Genomic DNA, 20,697 nt, shown 5'->3' with positions numbered 1-20,697 from the left:
CGCGAGTCGTACGTCCAGACCCACCGCGTCGTACCCGTGGCCCCTTGGTGGGTCCCGGCTTGTCGGTGGCTGTCGGTGCCCTGTGCCACGCTCGCGCGGTGGGGAAGGGTGGACAGGATGGCGTCAACCCGGGAGGTGACGGCACAGGTCCGGGCCGCTTGCGCGAAGGGCGAGCAGGCACGGGCCGCGCTCGAACAGGCGGAAGACCTGGCCCAGGAGGCACACGACATGCTCGCTCGCGCGTTGGAGGGCGCGCGGCACCTCGACGCGGACGGGGCACGGGTGCTGGCCGCGTTCGGCGGGGTGGTGGACGCCTGCAAGGGCCACTACTGGCCCCTGCTGAACGAAGCCGTGAAAGCCGCCCAGAGCCACGCGGACCACCTGGCGGTCACCAGCACCCCAGGACCGGCCCCGATCGCTCTACTGCCCGCACGGCCCCCGACGCAGCCACCCCCGGTGCAGCCGTCGCAACGACCGCCGGTCGGCCGGGCCGAACCGGTCGCGATGTCGCGTGAACGGGTGGAGGCGATCCGTCGTACGCTGCCCCCTCCTGTCGTCACCGGGAGCGGGCAGAAGACCGTGGGACAGTGGATCAACTCGGCGGACGGCACGGCAGAGCCGGTCACCAGCGGGTTCGACCCCCGTTCGGCGCTGGTGCAGAGCCAGCTCGCGCGCATGGGACTGCGCACGGGCACCCGACGGTCGGGTGATGTGGAGATGAAGGTGGCCGCGCACATGGCGGCGAACGGGATCACCCACGCCGAAGTGGTCATCAACAACACGCCCTGCCGCAACTTCCCCGACAGTTGCGACACCCTCGTGCCTGTTCTGCTGCCCGAGGGTTCCACGCTCACAGTGCACGGGCAGTTGCCCAACGGCACCCGTTTCCACAAACGCTACACAGGAGGAGCACAACCGTGGTGGCGCTGATCGCGGCGTACGACCCCGCCAAAGACCAACCGGAGACGGTCGCCACGGCGGACGAACTGGACGCCGTGTTGAACCAGGCGGCCGAATGGGGTTACCGGACCCTGATCGAATTCAGGTTGGCCGAACCGGCGGACGGGCCCGCACACCAGGTGGCGCTGAGCGTGGGACTGCGCGGCAGCACGAACCAAGGAACCCTGATCTACTCCTCGTCGGAGGGCCTGTGGTTCGGCAAAGCCACGCCCGGACCGGAATGGGCCGAAGCCGAACCGATCCTGTACTACTTCATGTCGGCCGACACCGAATACCCGCCGGACTCCGAAATCCCGGCCGCCGTCGTACGCCGTGCCGCCCACGAGTTCATGACCACCGGGGGACAACGGCCCGAAGGCCCCCGCTGGCACACCCCGCCCCCCTGGTACCCCACACCGTTCCAGTGACCCGGCTGGGCGCACGGCGTAGTTCCTGCCCCGGCCGGTACCCCGGACGTTCCCGGGGCCCGTGGTCGGTTCTGCGGCGTTCCCAGCGCCGTTCAGGCGGCTACCGCAGACGACGCGCATACCCCCCAACCACCTGTTCACAGCCCCGACGTCCCGCGAGTCGTACGTTCAGGCCCACCGTGTCGTACGTTCAGGCCCACCGTGTCGTACGTTCAGGACCCCCGAGTTGCACGTTCAGGACGGCGGCCCGTAGGACAGCTCGGTGCCCGAGGCCGCACGCTCGGCGGTGATCGCGGTGTCCCCGACCAGCAGCGCGCGGTCGTCGACCAGGGGGACGCCGCCGTCACCGCGGCTAAGCCGGCAGCTGAGCAGGGCCGGCGAACCGGGTGGCAGGCCGAGCACCTCCGCCTGCGGCGGGGTCAGCGCGACCGCCCGGATCGTCTCGCTCGCCTCCCGCACCGGCGTGCCCAGCTCCTCCAGCACCAGGTAGAGCGACCGCTCGCGCAACCGCTCGACGTCGACCCGACCCCCGACCCCCGGCGCCAGGTACGAGGTCTGGAGCAGCAGCGGCGACCCGCCGGCGCCGCGCAACCGCTCGACGGCCAGCACCCGACCACCCGGCGGGACCCGCAGGCGCGCGCCCACGTCCGCGGGCGGGTCGACCAGGTCCGCGCCGAGCACCTCGGTCTCCAGCTCGATGCCCTGCTCCACCAGCTCCTGCGCCAGGCTCCGCAACCCGGTCAGGCCGTAGGAGAAGCCGGGCGCCCGGACGAACGTGCCCACACCGTGCCGCGTCTCCAGCAGGCCGTCGGCCTCCAGCGCCTGAATCGCCTGCCGGACGGTCATCAGCGAGACGTCGAACTCCTCGACCAGCTCCCGCTGCGCGGGCAGCGGCGCGTCGGCCGGGTAGTGCCCTCCTGCGATCCGGTCGGCCAGCACCCGGTAGATGGCGAGGTACTTGGGCACCCGCGACTCCAGGCCCGACCGCCGGCCGTTCACCTCAGGGCGCTCCCTCACTCCGCTGGGACGCCGAGGATAGCGCGGCGCGGAACCCCGCCACGGCCTCGACCACCGCCCCGGCGGGCCCGCCGTCGGCCAGCAGCCGCACCAGCGCGGAGGCCACCACCACGCCGTCCGCGTCCTCGCACGCCCGGACCGCCTGCGCGGGTGTGGAGATGCCGAACCCGGTGATCACCGGCAGGTCGGTCATCCCCCTGAGGCGGCGGGCGTTGGTCACCGCGCTCGCGGCCAGGTCGTCCCGCTCGCCGGTGACGCGCATCGAACTCATGCAGTAGACGAACCCCGCCGAGGCCCGCGCGATCTCCCGGCACCGGTCGTCGTCGCACGAGGGCGCCGCCAGCAGCACCGCGTCGACCCCGGCCGCCGCTGCTCGTGCCCGGTACTCCGCGGACTCCTCCAGCGGCAGGTCCGGCACGATCACGCCCCGCACGCCCACCGCCGCCAGGTGGTCGACGAACCCGGCCACCCCGTGCTCCGGCACCAGCGTGGTCGCCACGTTCGCGTAGGTCATCACGACCAGCGGCACGTCGAGGTCGAGCCCGGCCAGCTCGTCGAGCAGGGCCCGCGGCCGCCCGCCCCGTTCGAGCGCCCGCGCGGCCGCCCACTGCACGGTCGGGCCGTCGAGCATCGGGTCGGAGAAGGGCAGCCCGACCTCGACCGCGTCGGCCCCGGCCGCCGCCACGTCCCGCACCAGCTCGACCCAGTCGGGCACGACCCCAGCCATCACGTAGGGCACCAGCAGGGGCCGCCCGGCCGCCCTGAGGTGTTCGGCCACACCGGCAATGCTCATCGCAGGGCCTCCCTGATCTGCCGGACGTCCTTGTCTCCCCGGCCGGACAGCGTGACCAGGACCGTCGAGCCGGGCGGCAGCTCACCGGTCGCGGCGGCGTCGACCACCCACGCCAGGGCGTGCGCCGACTCCAGGGCGGGCAGGATGCCCTCCAACCGCGTGACCAGCTCCAGCGCCCGCAGCGCCTGCTCGTCGGTGACGCTGGGGTAGCGGGCGCGCCCGGTCTCGGCGAGGTGCACGTGCTCCGGGCCGACGCCGGGGTAGTCGAGGCCGGCGGAGATCGAGTGCGCTTCGAGCACCTGAGACTCGTCCTGGAGGAAGTGGGACGTGAACCCGTGCAGCACGCCGGGCACGCCCTTGTCGACCGCGCTGCCGCCGGCGGCCTCGACCCCGACGAGCCCGGCCGGCGTGTCGACGAACCCGGCGAACGTGCCCGCCGCGTTCGACCCGCCGCCGACGCACGCGACCACCACGTCCGGCACCGCGGTCGGCAGCAGCTCGGCGCACTGGGCGCGGGCCTCGTCGCCGATCACCCGCTGGAACTCCCGCACCAGCCACGGGTAGGGGTGCGGGCCCATGACGGAGCCGATGCAGTAGTGCGCCTCCTCGGTCTCGCCGACCCAGGCGCGCAGCGCGGCGTTGGTCGCCTCCTTCAACGTGCCGGTGCCGGTGGCCGAGGCGACGGGCACCACCTCCGCGCCCAGCAACCCCATGCGGAAGACGTTCAGCTCCTGGCGCCGCACGTCGGTCTCGCCCATGTAGACGGTGCAGGACAGGCCCAGCAGCGCCGCGGCGGTCGCGGAGGCGACGCCGTGCTGGCCGGCTCCGGTCTCGGCGATCAGCTTGCGCTTGCCCATCCGGCGGGCGAGCAGGGCCTGGCCCAGCACGTTGTTGATCTTGTGCGACCCCGTGTGGGCGAGATCCTCCCGCTTGAGCAGCACGCGCACGCCCAGCGCGCCGGACAGTCGGGCGCACTCGGTGATCGGTGTCGGGCGGCCCGCGTAGGTGGTGAGGAGCCGGTGGTACTCGGTGGTGAACGCGGGGTCGGACCACGCCTCGCGGAACGCCGCCTCCACCGCCTTGGCGGCGGGCACCAGCGCCTCGGGCAGGTAACGGCCCCCGAACCGCCCGAACCGGCCGGTCGCGTCGGGCTCGGCCATCAACGACATCTCATCGGTTGACACATCTAGAACTCTAGATGTCTTCCAGTGGGATGGGCAAGCGGGAATCCCGGAGGCGGCACGGGTCGTTCCGGAGCGTGTCGCCTCCGGGGCTCGGCGCCCCGTCAGACCTCGGCCGGCCGGTGCACCAGGTCCACCAGCTTCTGCGGCGCCGACGCGCAGTAGCTCTCGGTCACCAGCTCGGTGACCTCCTCCCAGTCCACGTCCTCGTCCAGCACCACGCCGATCACGTTCTCCGCCCACGTCACGGAGAAGAACGGGTGACCGGCGTGCCTCAGCGCGCCCAGTTCCGCCCCCTCCGACCGGAACGTCATCACGCTCACCGGCCCGTCCGTGCCCGCCGCCTTCGCGTACGACGGCGGATCGCCGCCCTCGACCTCCAGCACGTGCGCGAACGTCGTGGCGCGGATCCGCCACCGCGTGCCCCGCCACGCCGGCTCCTCGACCGCCTCGGGCAGCGCCAGGCAGATCCGCCGCAACCGCTCGACCACCTCGTCCGGGTCCCCCACGGTCCCCTCCTTCCGCTCGACGCGGACGTTATCGGCGACCCCCGACAATTCCGGTGGCGGTCACCACACGCCGGTGGTGGTGAGCAGGAGCGCCACGGCGGGCAGGAAGTTGTTGACCTGGTGGGCCACCACGCAGGTGAGCAGGTTGCCGGTGAACACCCGCGCCAGCCCGATGGGCACCGACAGCAGGAGCAGCAGGGGGGTGCGCAGCAGTTCCAGGTGCGCGACGGCGAACACCGCGGTGGTGGCGGTGAAGATGAGCCAGCGGTTCCAGCGCCAGTGCTCCAGCGCCCGCCAGAGCACGCCCCGGAAGAGGACCTCCTCGGCCAGCGGGGCGAGCAGCCACAGGGCGGCGAACGCGACCAGGGCGGGCACCGGGCCGAGCAGCCGGTCGGTGAACTCCTCGCCGACGGCCGAGGTGGCCTGGTCGTCGCCCACCCACGCGGTCCACAGCGCCGCGGCCGGGATCGCGAGCAGCAGGCCGCCGAAGCCCAGCTGGACGCCCTTCTTGACGGCGACGGGGTCCCAGCGCAGGGCCAGTTCGCGGCGCACGCGCCCGGCTCTCGGGCCCGCGCCGACCACCACGGTGCCCACCAGCGCGGCCAGCGCCGCCAGCGACGGCGGCACGACCAGCAGGGCGAGCAGCGGCCACGACGGCAGCGGCCCGTCGAGCACCTCGGGGTCGGCGAAGGCGAAGGGGAGCAGCACCAGTGCCGCGACCAGCAGCAGCACCGCGCCGGCGGTGAGGAACACGGCCACCATCGCCCAGCCCGCGCGCAGTCCCCGAGCCGGTGCGGACACCCGCCCCGGAGGTTCGTGAGCCTCGTCCGCACGGCTGGACGTGAAAGTTATTCCGATTTCACCGGACAAGGCTCCACCTCGATGTGCCGGTCTGGCTCCGATCGGACGGCGGTGTCGCGTCCGCGAACGGTGGACGAGCGTCCGCCCGGGGGTTACCCGCCCGATGCCCGGCACGAACGTCACCAGGGGTGATCGATCGCCGGTCGGTCCGCTCGGGCCGCGCCGGGAACACCACCGACTCGGCGGTACGGGTGCATCGAGTGAGAAAGTAACCTTATGGTTGATCATCTGGTTTGTTCATACCGACACCGGCCCGCCTCGGAACTCCGCGCACCAACCCCCCGGGCGAACGGCCGGTGCACCCCCTGCTCCCAGGTGTGAAAGGGCTGCTCAAGTGACTTCTTCACGCACTGTCCGATTAGTCGGCGCGGTCGTCTTCGCGGTCGGTCTCGCCGTGCCGTCCCTGCCCGCGGCCGCCGCCCCGGCCGAGGTCGTCGCCACCTCCTCGACCTCCGCGCCCCGCGCGTCCCTCGGCATGGCCGAGGCGATGAAGCGCGACTTCGGCCTCACCTCCCAGGGCGTCGAGACGCGCCTGGCCCAGGAGGAGAAGGCCCGGGGCGCCGAACTCCTCGCCCGCAAGCTCTACGGCTCCTCGTACGCGGGCAGCTGGTTCGACCCCGCGACCGGCAGGCTCGCGGTCGCGGTCGCGGGTGAGGCCGCCACCGCCAGGACCGGCCTCGACGTCACCGTCGTGCCCGTCGCGCACACCTACGCCCAGCTCGACGCCGCCAAGACGGCCATCGACCGCCAGGCGGGCAAGGCCGCGCCGGCGGGCGTCAACGGCTGGTACGTCGACGTGCGGACCAACGCGGTCGTCGTCACGGTCAACCGCCACCGGGTCGACGCGGCGGTGGAGTCCTTCCTCGCCACCGCCAAGGCCGTCCACGGCGCCGTGCGCGTGGTCGAGGAGGACCACTCGCCCGTGCCGTACGCCGACGTCGTCGGCGGCTGGCCGTACTGGATCAACAACGCGGGCCGGTGCTCCATCGGCTTCGCCGTGCACGGCGGCTTCGTCACCGCGGGCCACTGCGGCACCCCCGGTGCGCAGGCCACCGACCAGTACGGCGCGCTCTACGGCTACTTCGCGGGCTCCACGTTCCCCTACTACGACTACGCGTGGGTGCGGACCGTCGCGGGCGTGAACCTCTGGGGCTACATGGAGGGCTACGACGGCTACTGGTACTACGTGCGCGGCTCCGCGCAGGTCCCGGTGGGCTCCGGGGTGTGCCGCTCCGGCTCGACCACCGGCGTGCGGTGCAACTACATCGAGGCCCGCGGCCAGACCGTGAACTACCCGCAGGGCACCATCTACAACCTGACGCGCACGAACGTCTGCGCCGAGCCCGGCGACTCCGGCGGCTCGTGGCTCAGCTCCAACCAGGCCCAGGGCGTGACCTCGGGCGGCTCGGGCAACTGCTCGACCGGCGGGACCACCTTCTACCAGGAGGTCAACCCGATCCTGGCCGCCTACGGCCTGTCGCTCGTCCTGACCTAGACCGCCGCGCCCCGGCGTGGCTCCGGCGCCCCGACCGACCGCTTCCCGCGGATCCGGTCGGGGCGCCGTCACGACCGGGTGCACCCGATGTGGCCCCGTCACCCGTCCGGGAACACCCGGGCCGGCCCGAGAACGCGCCCCGCCACCTGACCGAGTGACCCCGGCGACCCGTTCGGTGGCAGCCGCATCCGTCCGGCACCCCGGGACCGCGTTCCGCACGTTCTTTTTCCTTATTCCACGGTAAACCAGGCTCACCCCATCGGGGTGTGGTCGTCCGTCATCCGCGCGAGTACGGTCCATATTCGAGGATGGCCGCCTCTCCTGTCATTTCCGCGGTACGCGGTGGATATCGCACAACGGTGAGGTGACCTCATGACGCTGGAAGTCCTCGACCTGCTCCGGGAGGGTTTGCCGGAAAGCTCGGCGCCGAAGCGGCGGATCGTCGTCGTCGGCGCGGGGATGGCCGGCTTGACCGCCGGTCTGCTGCTCAAGGAGGCCGGTCACGAGGTGACCATCCTGGAGGGGCAGAACCGGCTGGGTGGCCGGATCCTGACCCACCGCGGGTTCGCGGGCGACATGTACGGCGAGTTCGGCGCGATGCGCTTCCCCGAGCAGCACCCGCTGGTGCAGCACCTGATCCGGGACCGGTTCGGGTTGGCGACCCAGCCGTTCCCGATGTACGACGAGGACACGTTCGTGTACCTCCAGGGAAAAGGCGTGCGCCGCCGGGATTTCAGCGCCGACCAGTTCAACTTCGACCTGCTGCCCGACGAGGCGGACAAAGCGCCGCACGAACTGCTGCGGCACACGGTGAAGCCGCTCGTCGACATCATGGAGCAGGAGGACCAGGACAAGGCGTGGCACCGGATCCTGACGGACTACGACCGGTACACCCTGCTCGGCTACCTCAAGGAGCGCGGTCTCAGCGACGGCGCGCTGTCCATGCTCGGACCGCTGTTCAACCTGGAGGGCCGCTACCACTTCTCGCTGGTCGAGTGGTTCTCGCACTTCTACGAGGACGTGTTCGGCGACCTCGTCTACATCGTCGACGGCGCGGACAGCCTGCCGCGCGCGTTCGAGGAGCGGCTGATGGACGACATCCGGCTGGGCGCCCAGGTCCACGCCGTCGACCAGGGCGACGCGGACGTGCGCGTGCACTACCGGACCGGTCGCCAGTCGCACGTGGTCACCGCCGACGAGTGCATCGTCACCGTCCCGTTCGCCAGCCTGCGCCACATGGAGATCAGCGGGCTCGACTCGGACAAGTGGTACGCGATCCGCAACACCTACTACGGCCGCGCGCACAAGCTGTTCATGCAGTTCAGCGAGCGCTGGTGGGAGAGCGCGTACGGCATCACCCACGGCCTGACCGTCACCGACCTGGCGATCCGCAACGTGGTCTACCCGCCGGCCGGGCAGGACCGCCGGTTCCGCAAGGGCGTGATGATCGCGTCCTACTGCTGGGAGCAGGACAGCATGCCCTACACGCCGCTGGCCGGCGACGAGTGCGTGGCGCAGGCGCTGGAGGACCTGGCCAAGATCCACCCCGAGGCGAGGGACACCTTCGAGTTCGGCGTCTACAAGGACTGGGCGCTGGACTGGTACGCCTGCGGCATCGGCCCGCTGTTCCGCGCCTTCGAGATGAGCGAGGGCTTCTACGAGGACGTCATCCGGCCGGTGAACCGGGTGTGGTTCGCCAACGACGCGTGCGACCGGCGGCACCGCCGGTGGGTGGAGGGCGCGCTGAAGGCGGCGGTCAAGAACGCCTACGCCATCCACGAGGGGATGCGCGGCGAGATGCCCTGGAAGGACTGACGGTTCCGGCCCGCCACCCGGACGGGTGGCGGGCCGGTCGAGCTGGGCTCAGCCCGGCAGGGCGCCGGTGGTGACCAGCAGCAGGGCCACCGCGGGCAGGAAGTTGTTGACCTGGTGGGCCACCACCGAGGCGAGCAGGTTGCCGGTGAGCAGGCGGGCCAGGCCCAGCGGGATGGACAGCACCAGCAGCAGCGGGGTGCGCAGCAGTTCCAGGTGTGCCAGGGAGAACACGGCGCTGGTCACCGCGAACACCACCCAGCGGTTCCAGCCCCACCGCTCCAGCGCCCGCCACAGCGCGCCCCGGAACAGCACCTCCTCCCCGAGGGGCGCGATGAGCCACACGGCGAGGAAGGCGACCACCGCGGGCAGCGGGCCCAGCTCACGACCGGCGAACGCGTCGCCGACCGCGGACGTGGCCTGCTCGTCGCCGACCCACCTCGCCCACAGCGCCGCCGCGGGCAGGGTGAGCGCCAGCCCGCCCGCGCCCAGCCCGAGACCGATGCCCAGGTCGCGCCAGTTCCAGCGGAACGCCAGCTCGCGCCGCGCCCGCCCGGCCCGCGGCCCGCCGCCCAGCCACGCCGTCCCGGCCACCGCGACGAGCGCGGCCAGCGTGATCGGCACGACCAGCAGCGTCAGCAGCGGCCAGGGCGGCAGCCCGCCGTCGTCGAGCAGCGCGGGGTCGGCCGCGGTGAACGGCAGCAGCACCAGCACCGACGCCAGCACCATCGTCGCCTGGGCGGCGGCGAACACGGCGAACATCAGCAGCCCGGCCCGTCCGCGCCCGGCGGTGGGCGTCGCCGGCGGCGACGGGTCGTTCTCGGCAACGGTCACGACCGTGGATAACCCGGACCGCCCGTCCGGCGCAACTCGGCCCGGACCCGGTCGTCGGACCCGGTCGTCCGACACGGTCGGCGTGAACCCGCCGTCCTGTCGTGTAGATCGTGCGCGCACGGGGAAAGATGCCTGGCATGTGCCCGACCGATCAGCCTGGGGTGACCGGTGTCAGCTTCCCCGAACACACGTGCGCGGTCGTCCGCGCCTCCGAGGGGTGACGTGCGGCCCTCACCCCGGTCCCACGGCGCCGTAGCGGGGGAGGTGCCGCGGTGACCCCGGCCGACCTGGTGTTCCCCGGCCGCAGCGAGATGGCCCGGCGGATGCGCGCGCACCCGTGGGCGCGCGGCGCCACCGGCGCGCCGGAGACGTGGCCCGCCGCGCTGAAGACGGCCGTGCGGATCTGCCTCACCTCGCGCTTCCCCATGATCGTGTGGTGGGACGAGGAGCTGAGGTTCCTCTACAACGACGCCTACCTGCCGCTGCTGGGAAGCAAGCACCCCGCGCTGGACAAGCCCGGTGAGGAGGTGTGGAGCGAGATCTGGCAGACCATCGGCCCGATGCTGCGGTCGGTGATGGACTCCGGCGAGGCGACCTGGTCCGAGGACCTCCTGCTGCCGGTCAACCGCCACGGCTACTCGGAGGAGACCTACTGGACCTACTCCTACAGCCCGCTGCACGACGACGACGGCGTGGTGCGGGGCGTGTTCACCGCGGTCAGCGACACCACCGAGCGCGTGGTCGGCGAACGGCGGCTGGCCGTGCTGCACGACCTCGGGGCGCAGGCGGGCAACGCGCGCAGCGTGGCGGAGGCGTGCGACCTGGTGGCCGCCGCGCTGGGCCGGGCGGGCGCGGACGTGCCGTTCGCCGCCGTCCACCTGTGCCGGCCGGGGGCGGACGAGCCCGCGCTGGTCGCGACCAGTCCTCCCGGGACCCGGCGCGGGGGCGCGGCCGGGTGGCCGCTGCGCGAGGTGCTGGAGACCGGTCTCCCGGTGGTGGTGCGGGACGTGGTCGAGCGGTTCGGCGAGCTGCCTCCGGGCGGCTGGCGCACCCCGCCCACCGAGGCGATGGTGCTGCCGCTGGCCGGTGACGCGGGCGGCGAGCCGGTGGGCGTGATGGTGCTCGCCGCGAGCGCGGGCCGCTCGCTCGACGACGCCTACGAGGCGTTCCTCCAGCTGGTCGCGCGGCAGACCGCGGCACTGGTCAACGCGGCGATCGCCTACGAGGACCAGCAGCGCCGCGCCGAGGAGCTGGCCGAGCTGGACCGCGCGAAGACCGCGTTCTTCTCCAACGTCAGCCACGAGTTCCGCACCCCGCTGACCCTGATCATGGGCCCGGTGCAGGAGCTGCGCGAGCGGCTGCCGGCGAACGCCGACGAGCGGGTGCGGGAGGAGCTGGAGGCGATCCACCGCAACGGCCTGCGGCTGGGCAAGCTGGTCAACACGCTGCTGGACTTCTCCCGCATCGAGGCGGGCCGGACGCGGGCGCGCTACGAGCCGGTGGACCTCGCCGCGTTCACCGCCGAGCTGGCCAGCGTCTTCCGGTCCGCGGTCGAGCGCGCCGGCCTGGTGTTCGAGGTGACCTGCCCGCCGCTGGGCGCTCCCGTGCACGTGGACCGGGAGATGTGGGAGAAGGTCGTGCTGAACCTGCTCAGCAACGCCCTCAAGTACACCTTCGACGGTTCGGTCCGCGTCTCGCTGGGGGAGGCGGACGGCCACGCCGTGCTGACCGTCGCCGACACCGGCACCGGCGTGCCCGAGCACGAGAAGCCGCGGCTGTTCGAGCGGTTCCACCGCATCGACAACGTCCGGTCCCGCTCCAACGAGGGCAGCGGCATCGGCCTGGCGCTGGTGCGCGAGCTGGTCGGCCTGCACGGCGGCACGATCACCGCCGAGAGCACCGAGGGCGTGGGCACCGAGTTCACCATCCGGCTGCCGTTCGGCTCCGCGCACCTGCCACCGGACGCGATCGCGCCGGGCGCGCCCGGCGGACCGGCCGCGGTGTCGAGCACGGCCGAGCCGTTCGTGCAGGAGGCGCTGCGCTGGCTGCCCGTCGAGGACGCACCCGCCGACCCCCTCGCGAGCGACGGCGACGGCCGCGGCGCGGTCCCGCCCACCCACGCGGGCGATGCCCCGACCAGGGTGCTCATCGCCGACGACAACGCCGACATGCGCGAGTACCTCCGGCGGCTGCTCACGCCCGCCTACGCGGTCACCACGGTCACCGACGGCCGCGCCGCCCTGGACGCCGCGCGCCTGCACCGGCCGGACCTGATCATCAGCGACGTGATGATGCCCCACCTGGACGGCCTGGCGCTGGTCGCCGCGCTGCGCGCCGACCAGCGCACGGCCGGCGTCCCGGTGCTGCTGCTGTCCGCGCGCGCCGGCCAGGAGGCGTCCATCGAGGGCCTGGAGGCCGGCGCGGACGACTACCTGGTCAAGCCGTTCTCGGCGGCGGACCTGCTGGCCCGGGTGCGGGCGAACGTGCAGCTGGCCCGGCTGCGCAACCACCACGCGGCGTGGCGCACGGCGCTGACCGACTCGCTGCACGAGGGCTTCTTCGTCAGCGACGAGGAGGGCACGGTGGTCGAGATCAACGCCGCGTTCACCGAGATCCTGGGCCATGGCCCGGAAGGGCTGCCCTACGCGCTGCCGCACCCGTGGCTCCCCGAGGACGCCGTGGACGTCGGCGCCGGGCTGTCCACGATGCTGCACAAGGGCGCGGGCTCCGGCACCATCCCGGTGGACCACCGCGACGGGCACCGGCTGTGGGTGGCCGCCGCCTACAGCCGCGTCCACGACCCCGACACCGGCCGACACATGTTCGTGGGCACGTTCCGGGACGTCACCGCGGAGCACTACGCCGTGCAGCGGGACTCGGCGATGGCCGCGCTGAGCCTGAGGCTGTCCCGGGCGGACACGGTGGCCGAGGCGCTGGGCGGCGCGCTGGAGGAGCTGCGCTCGCTGTGGGGCGCGCGGCGCGCCGTCGCGGTCACCTTCGGCGCGGGGGTCGAGCCGGAGGTGGTGTGCGCGGGCGGCGACACCCGGTGGGGCGACCTGCCGCCGTCGCTGCGCGCGTCGACCGAGGCCATGCGCGCCGCGCCGCCGCTCGTCCCGCACGCGGACGGGACGGGGCACGCGGGCATCGCGCTGGAGCACCCCCGCGGCGTGGTCGTCATCTGGGTCGACCTGGGGGAGAACCGGCCCTTCTCGGCGGAGGACCGGACGCTGCTGGTGCTGCTCGCCGGGCACCTCGGCCAGGGCCTGCACCGCGTGCACCAGATCGACCAGCAGCGGGAGACCGCGCTCGCGCTCCAGCACGCGATCCTCGGCCCGCCGCACCTGCACGACGGCTTCGCGGTGCGCTACGAGCCCGCCACGCGGCCGCTGCGCGTCGGCGGCGACTGGTACGACACCATCGGGCTGCCCGACGGGCGCATCGGCATCGTGGTCGGCGACTGCGTCGGCCACGGCCTCCAGGCGGCCACCGTGATGGGGCAGCTGCGCAGCGCGTGCCGGGCGCTGCTGCTCCAGAACTCCGGCCCGGCCCAGGCGCTCAGCGCCCTGGACCGCTTCGCCGCGACCCTGCCCGGCGCGCTGTCCACCACCGTGTTCTGCGGCGTGCTCGACCCGGCCAGCGGCGAGCTCGTCTACTCGGCGGCGGGCCACCCCCCGGGCATCCTGGCCCACCCCGACGGTGTCACCGAGCTGCTCGACGGCGGCCGCTCGATCCCGCTGGCGGTGCGCCCGGAGCGGCCGCGGCCCGAGGCCACCGCGGTCGTGCCGCCCCGCGCCACCCTCGTGCTCTACACCGACGGCCTGGTGGAGCGGCGGCGGCGCCCGCTGGACGAGGGCATCACCGAGGCGGCCACCGCGGTCCGGGACGGCCGGACCAGCCCGGTGGACGAGCTGGCCACCCGGCTGATGACCGACCTGGCCCCGGACGACGGCTACGAGGACGACGTGGCGCTGCTGGTCTACCGCCACCCCGCGCCGCTGGTGGTGGAGTTCCCGGCGCACACCTCGCAGCTCGCGCCCACGCGGCACGCGCTGCGCGCCTGGCTCGCCCGCTGCGGCCTGGACGAGGAGCAGGTCCAGAACGTGCTCATCGCGGCGGGGGAGGCGTGCGCCAACGCGGTCGAGCACGCCTACCGCGACCTGCCCGCCGGGGTGATCCGCCTGGAGGCGTCCGTGGCGGTGGACCGGCTGCACCTGACCGTGACCGACGACGGGCACTGGAAGCGGGCGGTGCCGGACACCACCGGTTACCGGGGCCGGGGCCTCGAACTGATCCGCGCGCTCGTGGCGGACGTGGCGGTCGAACCCGGACCGACCGGCACCACCGTCGAGATGGACGTGAGGATCTCCCCATGACCGCAGAACTCGCCCTGGTCCCCTCCCGGACGCCCGGTGGCACGCCGCTGTTGACGGCGTCCGGCGAGATCGACCTGTCCAACGTCGACGGGTTCGCCGACGCGGTGGCGGCGGGCGTCGAGCGCGGCACGCCGCTGACGGTCGACCTCACCGGGGTCGGCTACCTCGACAGCGCCGCGCTCAACGTGCTGTTCCAGCACGCGGACCACATCCGGATCGTGGCCGCCCGCCTGCTGGTCCCGCTGCTGCGGGTGTGCGGCCTGACCGAGCTGGTGGAGGTCGAGCAGGCCGTTCCGTGACCTACGCGGCGCGGTTCGCGGCCGCGTCCCGCACGTGCGGCGCGAGGGCGTCCGCGATGAGCGCGTACCCGGTGGGCGAGGGGTGGAAGCGGTCGCCGGAGAACAGCGCCGGGTCGGTCTTGAACCTGGTGAACAGCTCGGGGCCGACCGTCGCGACCGTGCCGCCGGCGATCCGGACGGCGTCGGCCTGGGCCCGCGCGTACATCTCGCTGGCCCGCGAGACGAGCTCGCGGTAGGCGGGCGGTACGTGGGAGACGATGCCGAGGTCCGGCGCGGTCGCCACCACGACCCGGGCGCCGGCTCGGCGGAGGTTGGTGACGGCGTCGTGCAGCAGGCGGGCGCCGATCGCGGGTGGGGTGAACGAGGTCAGGTCGTTGGCGCCGATCACGAGCAGCGCCAGGTCGACGCCGCCGGGCAGGGCTTCGCGCACCTGCTCGGCCAGGTCGATCGACCGCGCGCCGGACACCGCGTGGACCCCGAGGTCCACCCGGTGACCGTCCGCCCGCAGCACGTCGGCCAGGCGGTGGCCCAACGTCTGCTCGGCGCTCGTGCACCCGACGCCGAAGGCGAGCGAGTCGCCGAGGACGCGGAAGCGGAGAATGTTCGTCATCACCCGGTACAACGCCGCGGACCGTCGAGTTGATCCCGTTCGGGGTCTGCGTCACACCGGCGGCCGGGCGCGCCCGCCGGCACCCCGGTGCCGATCGCCGCATCACCCGCGGCGGTGAAAAAAAGGTGCGACATCTCCGCCGTACTGCGGTGAGTCGCGAGTAAATGCGGAATTCCGCACCGACAACCGCTTCGCGGTGGTGGAAATTTGCGGTGGCGCGCCTCGCCCGAACAGTGGCTTGTCCGGCGGTGCGGTTTTCTGGAGAGTGGCGTCCGGTCCGGTCGCCGGCGATGTCCTGGGTATTTCCACGGAAGTGGCGTGCCCCGGGAAATCGAGATCGCGCGGTGCCGGGTTCGGCCCCGAAGGGGCAGTGATCGCACACAGCGGAGGAGCACGAGTGGGACGTTCACCGGGTAGGGTTCTCGCGATGTTGACGTGCGGGCTGGCACTGGCCACGACGGTCACCGCCGGCACCGCCGCAGCGGGGCCCAGGGCGGCGGCAACGCCCGCGGAGCTGGGAATTTCGTTCAACTACGACGGGCACGACAAGCAGTGCGTCAGCCCGGGGCAGCAGTGGGCGCCGTCGCCGGACTGGACCAACGCGCTCCTCGTCGACACCGACAGCCGGCGCGGTGGTTGCCTGCTCGCCTTCGGCGTCCGCGATTTGGCGAGCAACCTCACCGGGCTCGCGCTGACCTACGGCTGGGCGGTGAGCCCAGGGGGCCATTCGGGGCAGTGCGGTAATACGGGGGTGTTCCCGCTCCCCATTACGCCGACCCACACGTTCGGATCCGCCATCAGGGCCGACACCGATGACCGGGGAGGTTACTGCAACCTCACCTTCGCGATGTCCGGGCGAACCGATGTCGCGCTCGACATCCGGTTCTGGGCCGAGGTCGAGGACGGGAAGCCGCAGTGCGTCAACTCGCTCCCGCAGGACGAGTGGCACTCGGTTCGCCCCGGCGCGCCGATCACCATCGGCTTGAACACCGACAGCCGGATCGGGGGATGTCACCTCTCCCTTCGGCTGAGGCAGTTCTAGCACCGGTTTTCCCGGTACGGGACCGGAACGGGTGAACTCGGCGACGTCCGGTTGCCGGGTCGCCCGGTCCTGGGAGGGTCGGGGGCCGGAACGCCCCCCGACCACGGAGCCGACGTGCGCCTGTCCTACCTCACCTACCGCGACGCGCTCAGCTCCAGGGGCGACCGCCGCGCCGACACCGCCGTAGCCGAACTGGTCGACGCCGAACTGGTGGACGCGGGGTTGGTCGACGCGGGTCTGGTCGACATCGAACTGGTCGACGCGGGTCTGGTCGACGTCGAACTGGTCGACGCGGGTCTGGTCGACGTCGAACTGGTCGACGCGGGTCTGGTCGACGTCGGGCTGATCGATACGGGGCTGGTGGGCACCGGGCTGGTGGGCACCGGACCGGTCGGCACCGGACCGGTCGGCCCCGGACCGGTCGGCCCCGGACCGGCCCGCACCGGGTCGGCCGGTCCCGCGCCGGCCGCCGGCGGACCGGCCGCCGGCGGACCGGCCGCCGCGCCGCCGTCGGTGCGGGCGTTCCTGGAGGCCGCCCCGCGGCTGCCGCCGTGGGTTCGACCCGAGCGGTTGCGGCGGATCGCGTCGTTCTTCCGGCGGCACGGGACCGGCCTGGCCGCCGTGCAGGCGACCGCCGGGCTCGTCGCCACCTACCTGTCGCCCCCGAACGCGCGCGCCCTGCACGCGGCGCGCGAACTCGGCCTGCCGCACCAGCGGCTGACCCGCGCCGCCCGGCTGTTCACCGGCCTGGCCGACCCCGAGGCGTTCAGCGGCGCCCGGATCGTCCCGCTGTGCCGGCAGACCCGCCTGGCCCACGCCGCGGTGCGGCGGCTGCTGCCCAGGGCGGGCCGGTGGCCCGGCGCGGACCCGCCGCTGTCCCAGTTGCACGTCGCGGGCGCGGTGCTCACGCTGTCCGTCGGCGGCCTGGACGCGCTGGACCGCGTCGGCGTCCCGACCACCCCGGAGGAGCGGGAGGACCACCACTACGCCTGGCGGGTCGTCGCCCACTTCCTCGGCGTCCCGGACGAGTACCTGCCTGACTCCGCGGTCGAGGCCCGTGAGCTGTGGGACGAGGTCCGCGACCACGAGTGGGACCACAGCGGGGCGGCCGAGGTGCTCACCCGCGACACCATCGGGTTCTACCAGCGGCACGTGCCCGTCGAGCTGCGCGCGGCCGTGCCCGCGTTCGTGCGGCGCGCGCTGACCGACGAGCACGCCGACCTCGCCGGTGTGCCCGCGGGCGGGTTCGACGACCGCGTGGTGGCCGTCCTGGGCGCGGCCGTCGAGCGCGTCGCCCGCGGGGCGGTCGTGGTGCCGCGACCCCGTGCGGAGCGATGGGTCGAACGGGGAGCACCCACCTGATCGGGTGGCTTTACCTTCACCGCCGGATTACCGTGATTGCGGACGGTAATGGCGTGGCGAACACCCACTACGATTTTTCGGGTGAGCCGTCGTGGCGGCAGGCGTGAATACGAGAACCTTTCGGATAAATATTGGTCGAGTCACCGGTATGTGTCATCTCTTTCGGGTGAGGGTTATTCCCTCCCCGGAAGCCCCAAAAGATTTTCCACTTCATCTATGCTCACGCCTCGTGCGGTTGTCCGGTCGTCCACCCGGCGCCGGACAACGGGGGAGCGGCGCGGTGCCGTACGGCCGGTCGCGGGCGGTTACGAGGGGCTGGGAGGAATTGTGCGCCTGGTGGAACGCGAGCAGGTCCTCGGTCAGCTGACGGTGCTGATCGCCGCGGCGGTCGACGGGCGCGGACAGGTCGTGCTCGTGAGCGGTCCCGGCGCCGGGGGGAAGACCGCGCTCGTCCACGCGCTCGACGAGCCGGCCCGCGCGGCCGGCGCGCTGGTGTTCGCCGCCACCTGCTCGCGCGACGAGCGCGGCCTGCCGGGCGGCGTGCTGTCCCAGCTCGCCACCGCGATGGCGGGCGGGGCCGCGGCCGGGCTGGGCGCGGTGGCGCACTCGGGGGCGGACACCGCCGAGCGGGCCCGGAACTCGCCGCACCTGGTCCGCGACGCCGGGGAGGCCCTGCTCGACCTGGCCCGCACGCGGCCGGTGGTGCTGGTGGTGGACGACGTGGAGCACGCCGACCCGCTCAGCCTGCACACCCTGTTCTACCTCGTGCGCCGCGTCGGGGGAGCGCGCATCGCGGTCGTGCTCACCGCGTCCGACCACCCCGGCCGGGGCAGCGCGCTCGCCCTGGCGGAGCTGACCAGGATGCCGTGGTACACCGGGGTGCGCCTGGCCCCGCTGTCGCGGCGCGGGGTCGCGCGGCTGGTGTCCGACGCGCTGGACCCCGCCACCGCGAGCCGGTGCGCGCCGTTCTACCACGCCGTGACCGGGGGGAACCCGGTGCTGGTCAAGGCGCTCGTGCAGGACCACCTGGCGGCGCGGCTCGACCACCCCGACCACGACGTGGTCGTGGGCGAGGCGTTCCGCCAGGCCGTGCTGGCGTGCCTGCGCCGCTGGGGTCCCGACCTGCTCCACGTCGTGCGGGCGATCGCGGTGCTCGGGGAGAACCCCGGGCCCGAGGTCCTGGGCAGGCTGCCGGGCGTCCCGCTCGCGGTGGAGGCGGTGACCGCGCTGGACCACGCCGGCCTGCTGGACGACGGCCGGTTCCGGCACCCGGCCGTGCGGGCGGCGGTGCTGGACGACCTGCCCGCGGCCGAGCGCACCCGGCTGCACCGCGCCGCGGCCGAACTGCTCTTCGCCGAGGGCCTGCCCAGCGCCGACATCGCCGCGCACCTGGTTGCGGCGGGCTCGGCCGACGCGCCGTGGGCGGTGTCCGTGCTGCGCGACGCGGCGGAGGGCGCGCTCGCCGAGCAGCACCTCGACCGCGCCGCCGACTGCCTGAAGCTGGCCCGCACCGCGATCGGGGGCGAGGACCCGACCGCGGCCGCCGGACTGACCGCCGCGCTGGCCGCCGTGCAGTGGCGCACCTCGCCGTCCGTCGTCGCCCGGCTCCTGCCCGCGCTGCGGCGCGCCGCCCGCGAGGGGCACCTGACCGCGCGGGACACCAGGGCCCTGCTGCGCTACCAGCTCTGGCAGGGGGACACCGCGGGCGCCGAGGAGACCCTGCGGGCGCTGGAGGAGACCGCCGCGCGGGCCGTCCGGCCGGCGGGCGCCCCGGCGATGACCGAGCACCGGGTGCTGCTGGACTGGGTGCGCGCCGCGCACCCGACCGTGGCCGCCGCGGTGCTCCCCGGCGATCGCGGTGCGGCGCCGGCGCGCGACCACCGCGAAGAGGTGACGGCGTACGCCGAGTGGGTCCTCCGCAGCCGGTGGGCGCCCGACAGCGCGCCCGAGCTGGCGGTGCACGCCCTGCTCGCGCTCGGCGCGTGCGGCATGGTCGCCCGGGCGCGCCAGTGGTGCGACGCGCTGCGCGAGGAGGTCGGTCCGGGGCAGGCGTCGGCGTGGAAGGCCGTGTTCGCCGACGCCCGTGCCCACCTGGCGCTCATGGAGGGCGACCTGGCCACCGCCGAGCGGCTCGCCCGGCTCGCCCTGACCGCGCTGGCCCCGCACGACTGGGGCCCGGCGATCGCCTCGCCGCTGGCGGCGCTGGTGCTGTCCGCGGCGTGGCAGGGCAAGCACGACGACGCGTGCGCCCACCTGCGGCGCAGCGTGCCGCTCGCGGCCCGCGACACCGCGAGCTGGGCGGTGTACCTGCGGGCGCGCGGCCACGCGCACCTGGCGGCGGGCAGGCCGGACGCGGCGTTCGCGGACTTCGACGAGTGCGGCGCCCTGGCCGTGGACCGGGACCTCGACCTGCCGGCGCTGCTGCCGTGGCGGACCGACCTGGCGCAGGCGCTGGTGCGCCTGCGGCACCCCGAGCGGGCGGGTGAACTCGCACTGGCGCAGCTCGACCGGCCCGGGGCGGACGTGCCCCGGGTGCGCGGCGCGTCCCTGAGGCTGCTGGCCGCCGCCACCGGGGCGAAGCCGCGGCTGGCCGTGCTGCGCGAGGCGGTGGTGCTGCTCCAGGACTCCGGCGACCAGGTCGAGTTGGCCCTGGCCCTGGCCGCGTTGAGCACGACGCACGACGAGCTGGGCGAGACCGGCGCGGCCGAGGTCATCGCCAAGCGCGCGGTCCACGTGGCCGAGGCGTGCGGGGCGGGTGCGCTGTGCCGCCGCCACCTCCTGCCCCAGCTGGACCCGGCCCCGGCGGGTGACGGTGGCACCGAGCCCGCCACCGGGGGTGACGAGGAGCCGGACGACCTGGCCACGTTGAGCTCCGCCGAGCGCAGGGTCGCGGTCCTGGCGGCGCTGGGCTGCTCCAACCGCGAGATCGGGCGCCGGCTCTACATCACCATCAGCACCGTGGAGCAGCACCTGACCCGCGTGTACCGCAAGCTCAAGGTCCGCCGCCGCGCGGACCTGCCGACCGGTCTGCTGCCGGACTCCGAGAACCTGTGGATGGGGTCGTTGCCGTTCCAGCTGGGCGCGGAGGCGGGGCGACGCTGATGTGGACATTATTCACCAAAATATCCCGCAAGCTGTCGCC

General features: G+C 73.7%; 16 protein-coding genes. 9 read left to right on the top strand and 7 right to left on the bottom strand.

Annotated features, from left to right (window positions below; genetic code table 11):
• Window positions 1-117 precede the first annotated feature (117 nt).
• Both Q5530_RS29860 and Q5530_RS29855 read left to right on the top strand, forming a co-directional pair.
• Window positions 118-930: a DddA-like double-stranded DNA deaminase toxin gene (locus Q5530_RS29860; protein WP_415366150.1), complete on the top strand. Its 813-nt coding sequence runs from the start codon at window positions 118-120 to the stop codon at window positions 928-930.
• Window positions 918-1,367: an Imm1 family immunity protein gene (locus Q5530_RS29855; RefSeq protein WP_415366149.1), complete on the top strand. Its 450-nt coding sequence runs from the start codon at window positions 918-920 to the stop codon at window positions 1,365-1,367. The genes Q5530_RS29860 and Q5530_RS29855 overlap by 13 nt, the downstream gene beginning before the upstream one ends.
• Before the next feature lie 234 nt (window positions 1,368-1,601).
• Here the strand turns inward: Q5530_RS29855 and Q5530_RS29850 are convergent, their stop codons facing one another.
• From Q5530_RS29850 to Q5530_RS29830, 5 genes are all read right to left on the bottom strand, one after another.
• Entirely contained in the window at window positions 1,602-2,366 is a 765-nt protein-coding gene (locus Q5530_RS29850) for a GntR family transcriptional regulator (RefSeq protein ID WP_415366148.1), read from the bottom strand.
• Window position 2,367: 1 nt separating this feature from the next.
• Window positions 2,368-3,177: a tryptophan synthase subunit alpha gene (gene trpA, locus Q5530_RS29845; protein WP_415366147.1), complete on the bottom strand. Its 810-nt coding sequence runs from the start codon at window positions 3,175-3,177 to the stop codon at window positions 2,368-2,370.
• Window positions 3,174-4,346, bottom strand: coding sequence for a tryptophan synthase subunit beta (trpB, locus tag Q5530_RS29840; protein WP_415366186.1), 1,173 nt, complete (start codon window positions 4,344-4,346; stop codon window positions 3,174-3,176). Before trpB ends, trpA begins: the two co-directional genes overlap by 4 nt.
• Window positions 4,347-4,462: 116 nt before the next feature.
• Window positions 4,463-4,867, bottom strand: a complete 405-nt coding sequence (locus tag Q5530_RS29835; protein ID WP_380631888.1) for an MmcQ/YjbR family DNA-binding protein — start codon at window positions 4,865-4,867, stop codon at window positions 4,463-4,465.
• A gap of 60 nt (window positions 4,868-4,927) precedes the next feature.
• On the bottom strand, window positions 4,928-5,668 hold the full coding sequence (locus Q5530_RS29830; protein WP_380631890.1) for a CPBP family intramembrane glutamic endopeptidase: 741 nt from the start codon (window positions 5,666-5,668) through the stop codon (window positions 4,928-4,930).
• A gap of 394 nt (window positions 5,669-6,062) precedes the next feature.
• Here Q5530_RS29830 and Q5530_RS29825 point away from each other — a divergent pair, with 394 nt between their 5' ends.
• Both Q5530_RS29825 and Q5530_RS29820 read left to right on the top strand, forming a co-directional pair.
• Window positions 6,063-7,223, top strand: a complete 1,161-nt coding sequence (locus Q5530_RS29825) for a S1 family peptidase (protein ID WP_415366146.1) — start codon at window positions 6,063-6,065, stop codon at window positions 7,221-7,223.
• A 372-nt stretch (window positions 7,224-7,595) separates the two neighbouring features.
• Window positions 7,596-9,038 (top strand): flavin monoamine oxidase family protein, encoded by a 1,443-nt coding sequence (locus tag Q5530_RS29820; RefSeq protein ID WP_415366145.1) that lies wholly within the window; start codon window positions 7,596-7,598, stop codon window positions 9,036-9,038.
• Between the two features lie 48 nt (window positions 9,039-9,086).
• Here the strand turns inward: Q5530_RS29820 and Q5530_RS29815 are convergent, their stop codons facing one another.
• Window positions 9,087-9,869, bottom strand: a complete 783-nt coding sequence (locus tag Q5530_RS29815) for a lysostaphin resistance A-like protein (RefSeq protein WP_415366144.1) — start codon at window positions 9,867-9,869, stop codon at window positions 9,087-9,089.
• Between the two features lie 272 nt (window positions 9,870-10,141).
• Here Q5530_RS29815 and Q5530_RS29810 point away from each other — a divergent pair, with 272 nt between their 5' ends.
• Together Q5530_RS29810 and Q5530_RS29805 are read left to right on the top strand one after the other, a co-directional pair.
• The gene (locus tag Q5530_RS29810) at window positions 10,142-14,242 is read left to right on the top strand and encodes a SpoIIE family protein phosphatase (RefSeq protein ID WP_415366142.1); all 4,101 of its coding nucleotides are present in this window, start codon (window positions 10,142-10,144) and stop codon (window positions 14,240-14,242) included.
• A complete protein-coding gene (locus Q5530_RS29805; protein WP_415366141.1) occupies window positions 14,239-14,541 on the top strand; it encodes an STAS domain-containing protein in 303 nt (100 codons plus the stop codon). Before Q5530_RS29810 ends, Q5530_RS29805 begins: the two co-directional genes overlap by 4 nt.
• Window position 14,542: 1 nt before the next feature.
• Here Q5530_RS29805 and Q5530_RS29800 read toward each other — a convergent pair whose 3' ends face one another.
• A complete protein-coding gene (locus Q5530_RS29800; protein ID WP_415366140.1) occupies window positions 14,543-15,151 on the bottom strand; it encodes an SGNH/GDSL hydrolase family protein in 609 nt (202 codons plus the stop codon).
• Between the two features lie 427 nt (window positions 15,152-15,578).
• On the opposite strand from Q5530_RS29800, the gene Q5530_RS29795 reads away from it, so the two are divergent.
• The 3 genes from Q5530_RS29795 to Q5530_RS29785 all read left to right on the top strand — a co-directional run bounded on the left by Q5530_RS29795 (window position 15,579) and on the right by Q5530_RS29785 (window position 20,657).
• Window positions 15,579-16,193 (top strand): hypothetical protein, encoded by a 615-nt coding sequence (locus Q5530_RS29795; RefSeq protein WP_415366139.1) that lies wholly within the window; start codon window positions 15,579-15,581, stop codon window positions 16,191-16,193.
• A gap of 114 nt (window positions 16,194-16,307) precedes the next feature.
• Entirely contained in the window at window positions 16,308-17,555 is a 1,248-nt protein-coding gene (locus Q5530_RS29790; RefSeq protein ID WP_415366137.1) for an oxygenase MpaB family protein, read from the top strand.
• Window positions 17,556-17,882: 327 nt separating this feature from the next.
• The gene (locus Q5530_RS29785; protein WP_415366136.1) at window positions 17,883-20,657 is read left to right on the top strand and encodes an AAA family ATPase; all 2,775 of its coding nucleotides are present in this window, start codon (window positions 17,883-17,885) and stop codon (window positions 20,655-20,657) included.
• Window positions 20,658-20,697: the final 40 nt, after the last annotated feature.

The sequence above is a fragment of the Saccharothrix sp. BKS2 genome (genome assembly GCF_047689505.1).
Taxonomy (GTDB): Bacteria; Actinomycetota; Actinomycetes; order Mycobacteriales; family Pseudonocardiaceae; genus Actinosynnema; species Actinosynnema lopnurensis.
The sequence above is the reverse complement of the archived record's forward strand: the minus strand, read 5'-3'. Positions and strand labels throughout refer to the sequence as shown.

What these genes read in the sequence shown, in the direction of transcription:
- Q5530_RS29860 (WP_415366150.1), top strand. Translation starts at nt 118, where the DNA reads ATGGCGTCAACCCGGGAGGTGACGGCACAGGTCCGGGCCGCTTGCGCG.
- trpA (WP_415366147.1), bottom strand. Translation starts at nt 3,177, where the DNA reads ATGAGCATTGCCGGTGTGGCCGAACACCTCAGGGCGGCCGGGCGGCCC.
- trpB (WP_415366186.1), bottom strand. Translation starts at nt 4,346, where the DNA reads ATGTCGTTGATGGCCGAGCCCGACGCGACCGGCCGGTTCGGGCGGTTC.
- Q5530_RS29820 (WP_415366145.1), top strand. Translation starts at nt 7,596, where the DNA reads ATGACGCTGGAAGTCCTCGACCTGCTCCGGGAGGGTTTGCCGGAAAGC.
- Q5530_RS29805 (WP_415366141.1), top strand. Translation starts at nt 14,239, where the DNA reads ATGACCGCAGAACTCGCCCTGGTCCCCTCCCGGACGCCCGGTGGCACG.
- Q5530_RS29800 (WP_415366140.1), bottom strand. Translation starts at nt 15,151, where the DNA reads ATGACGAACATTCTCCGCTTCCGCGTCCTCGGCGACTCGCTCGCCTTC.
- Q5530_RS29795 (WP_415366139.1), top strand. Translation starts at nt 15,579, where the DNA reads ATGTTGACGTGCGGGCTGGCACTGGCCACGACGGTCACCGCCGGCACC.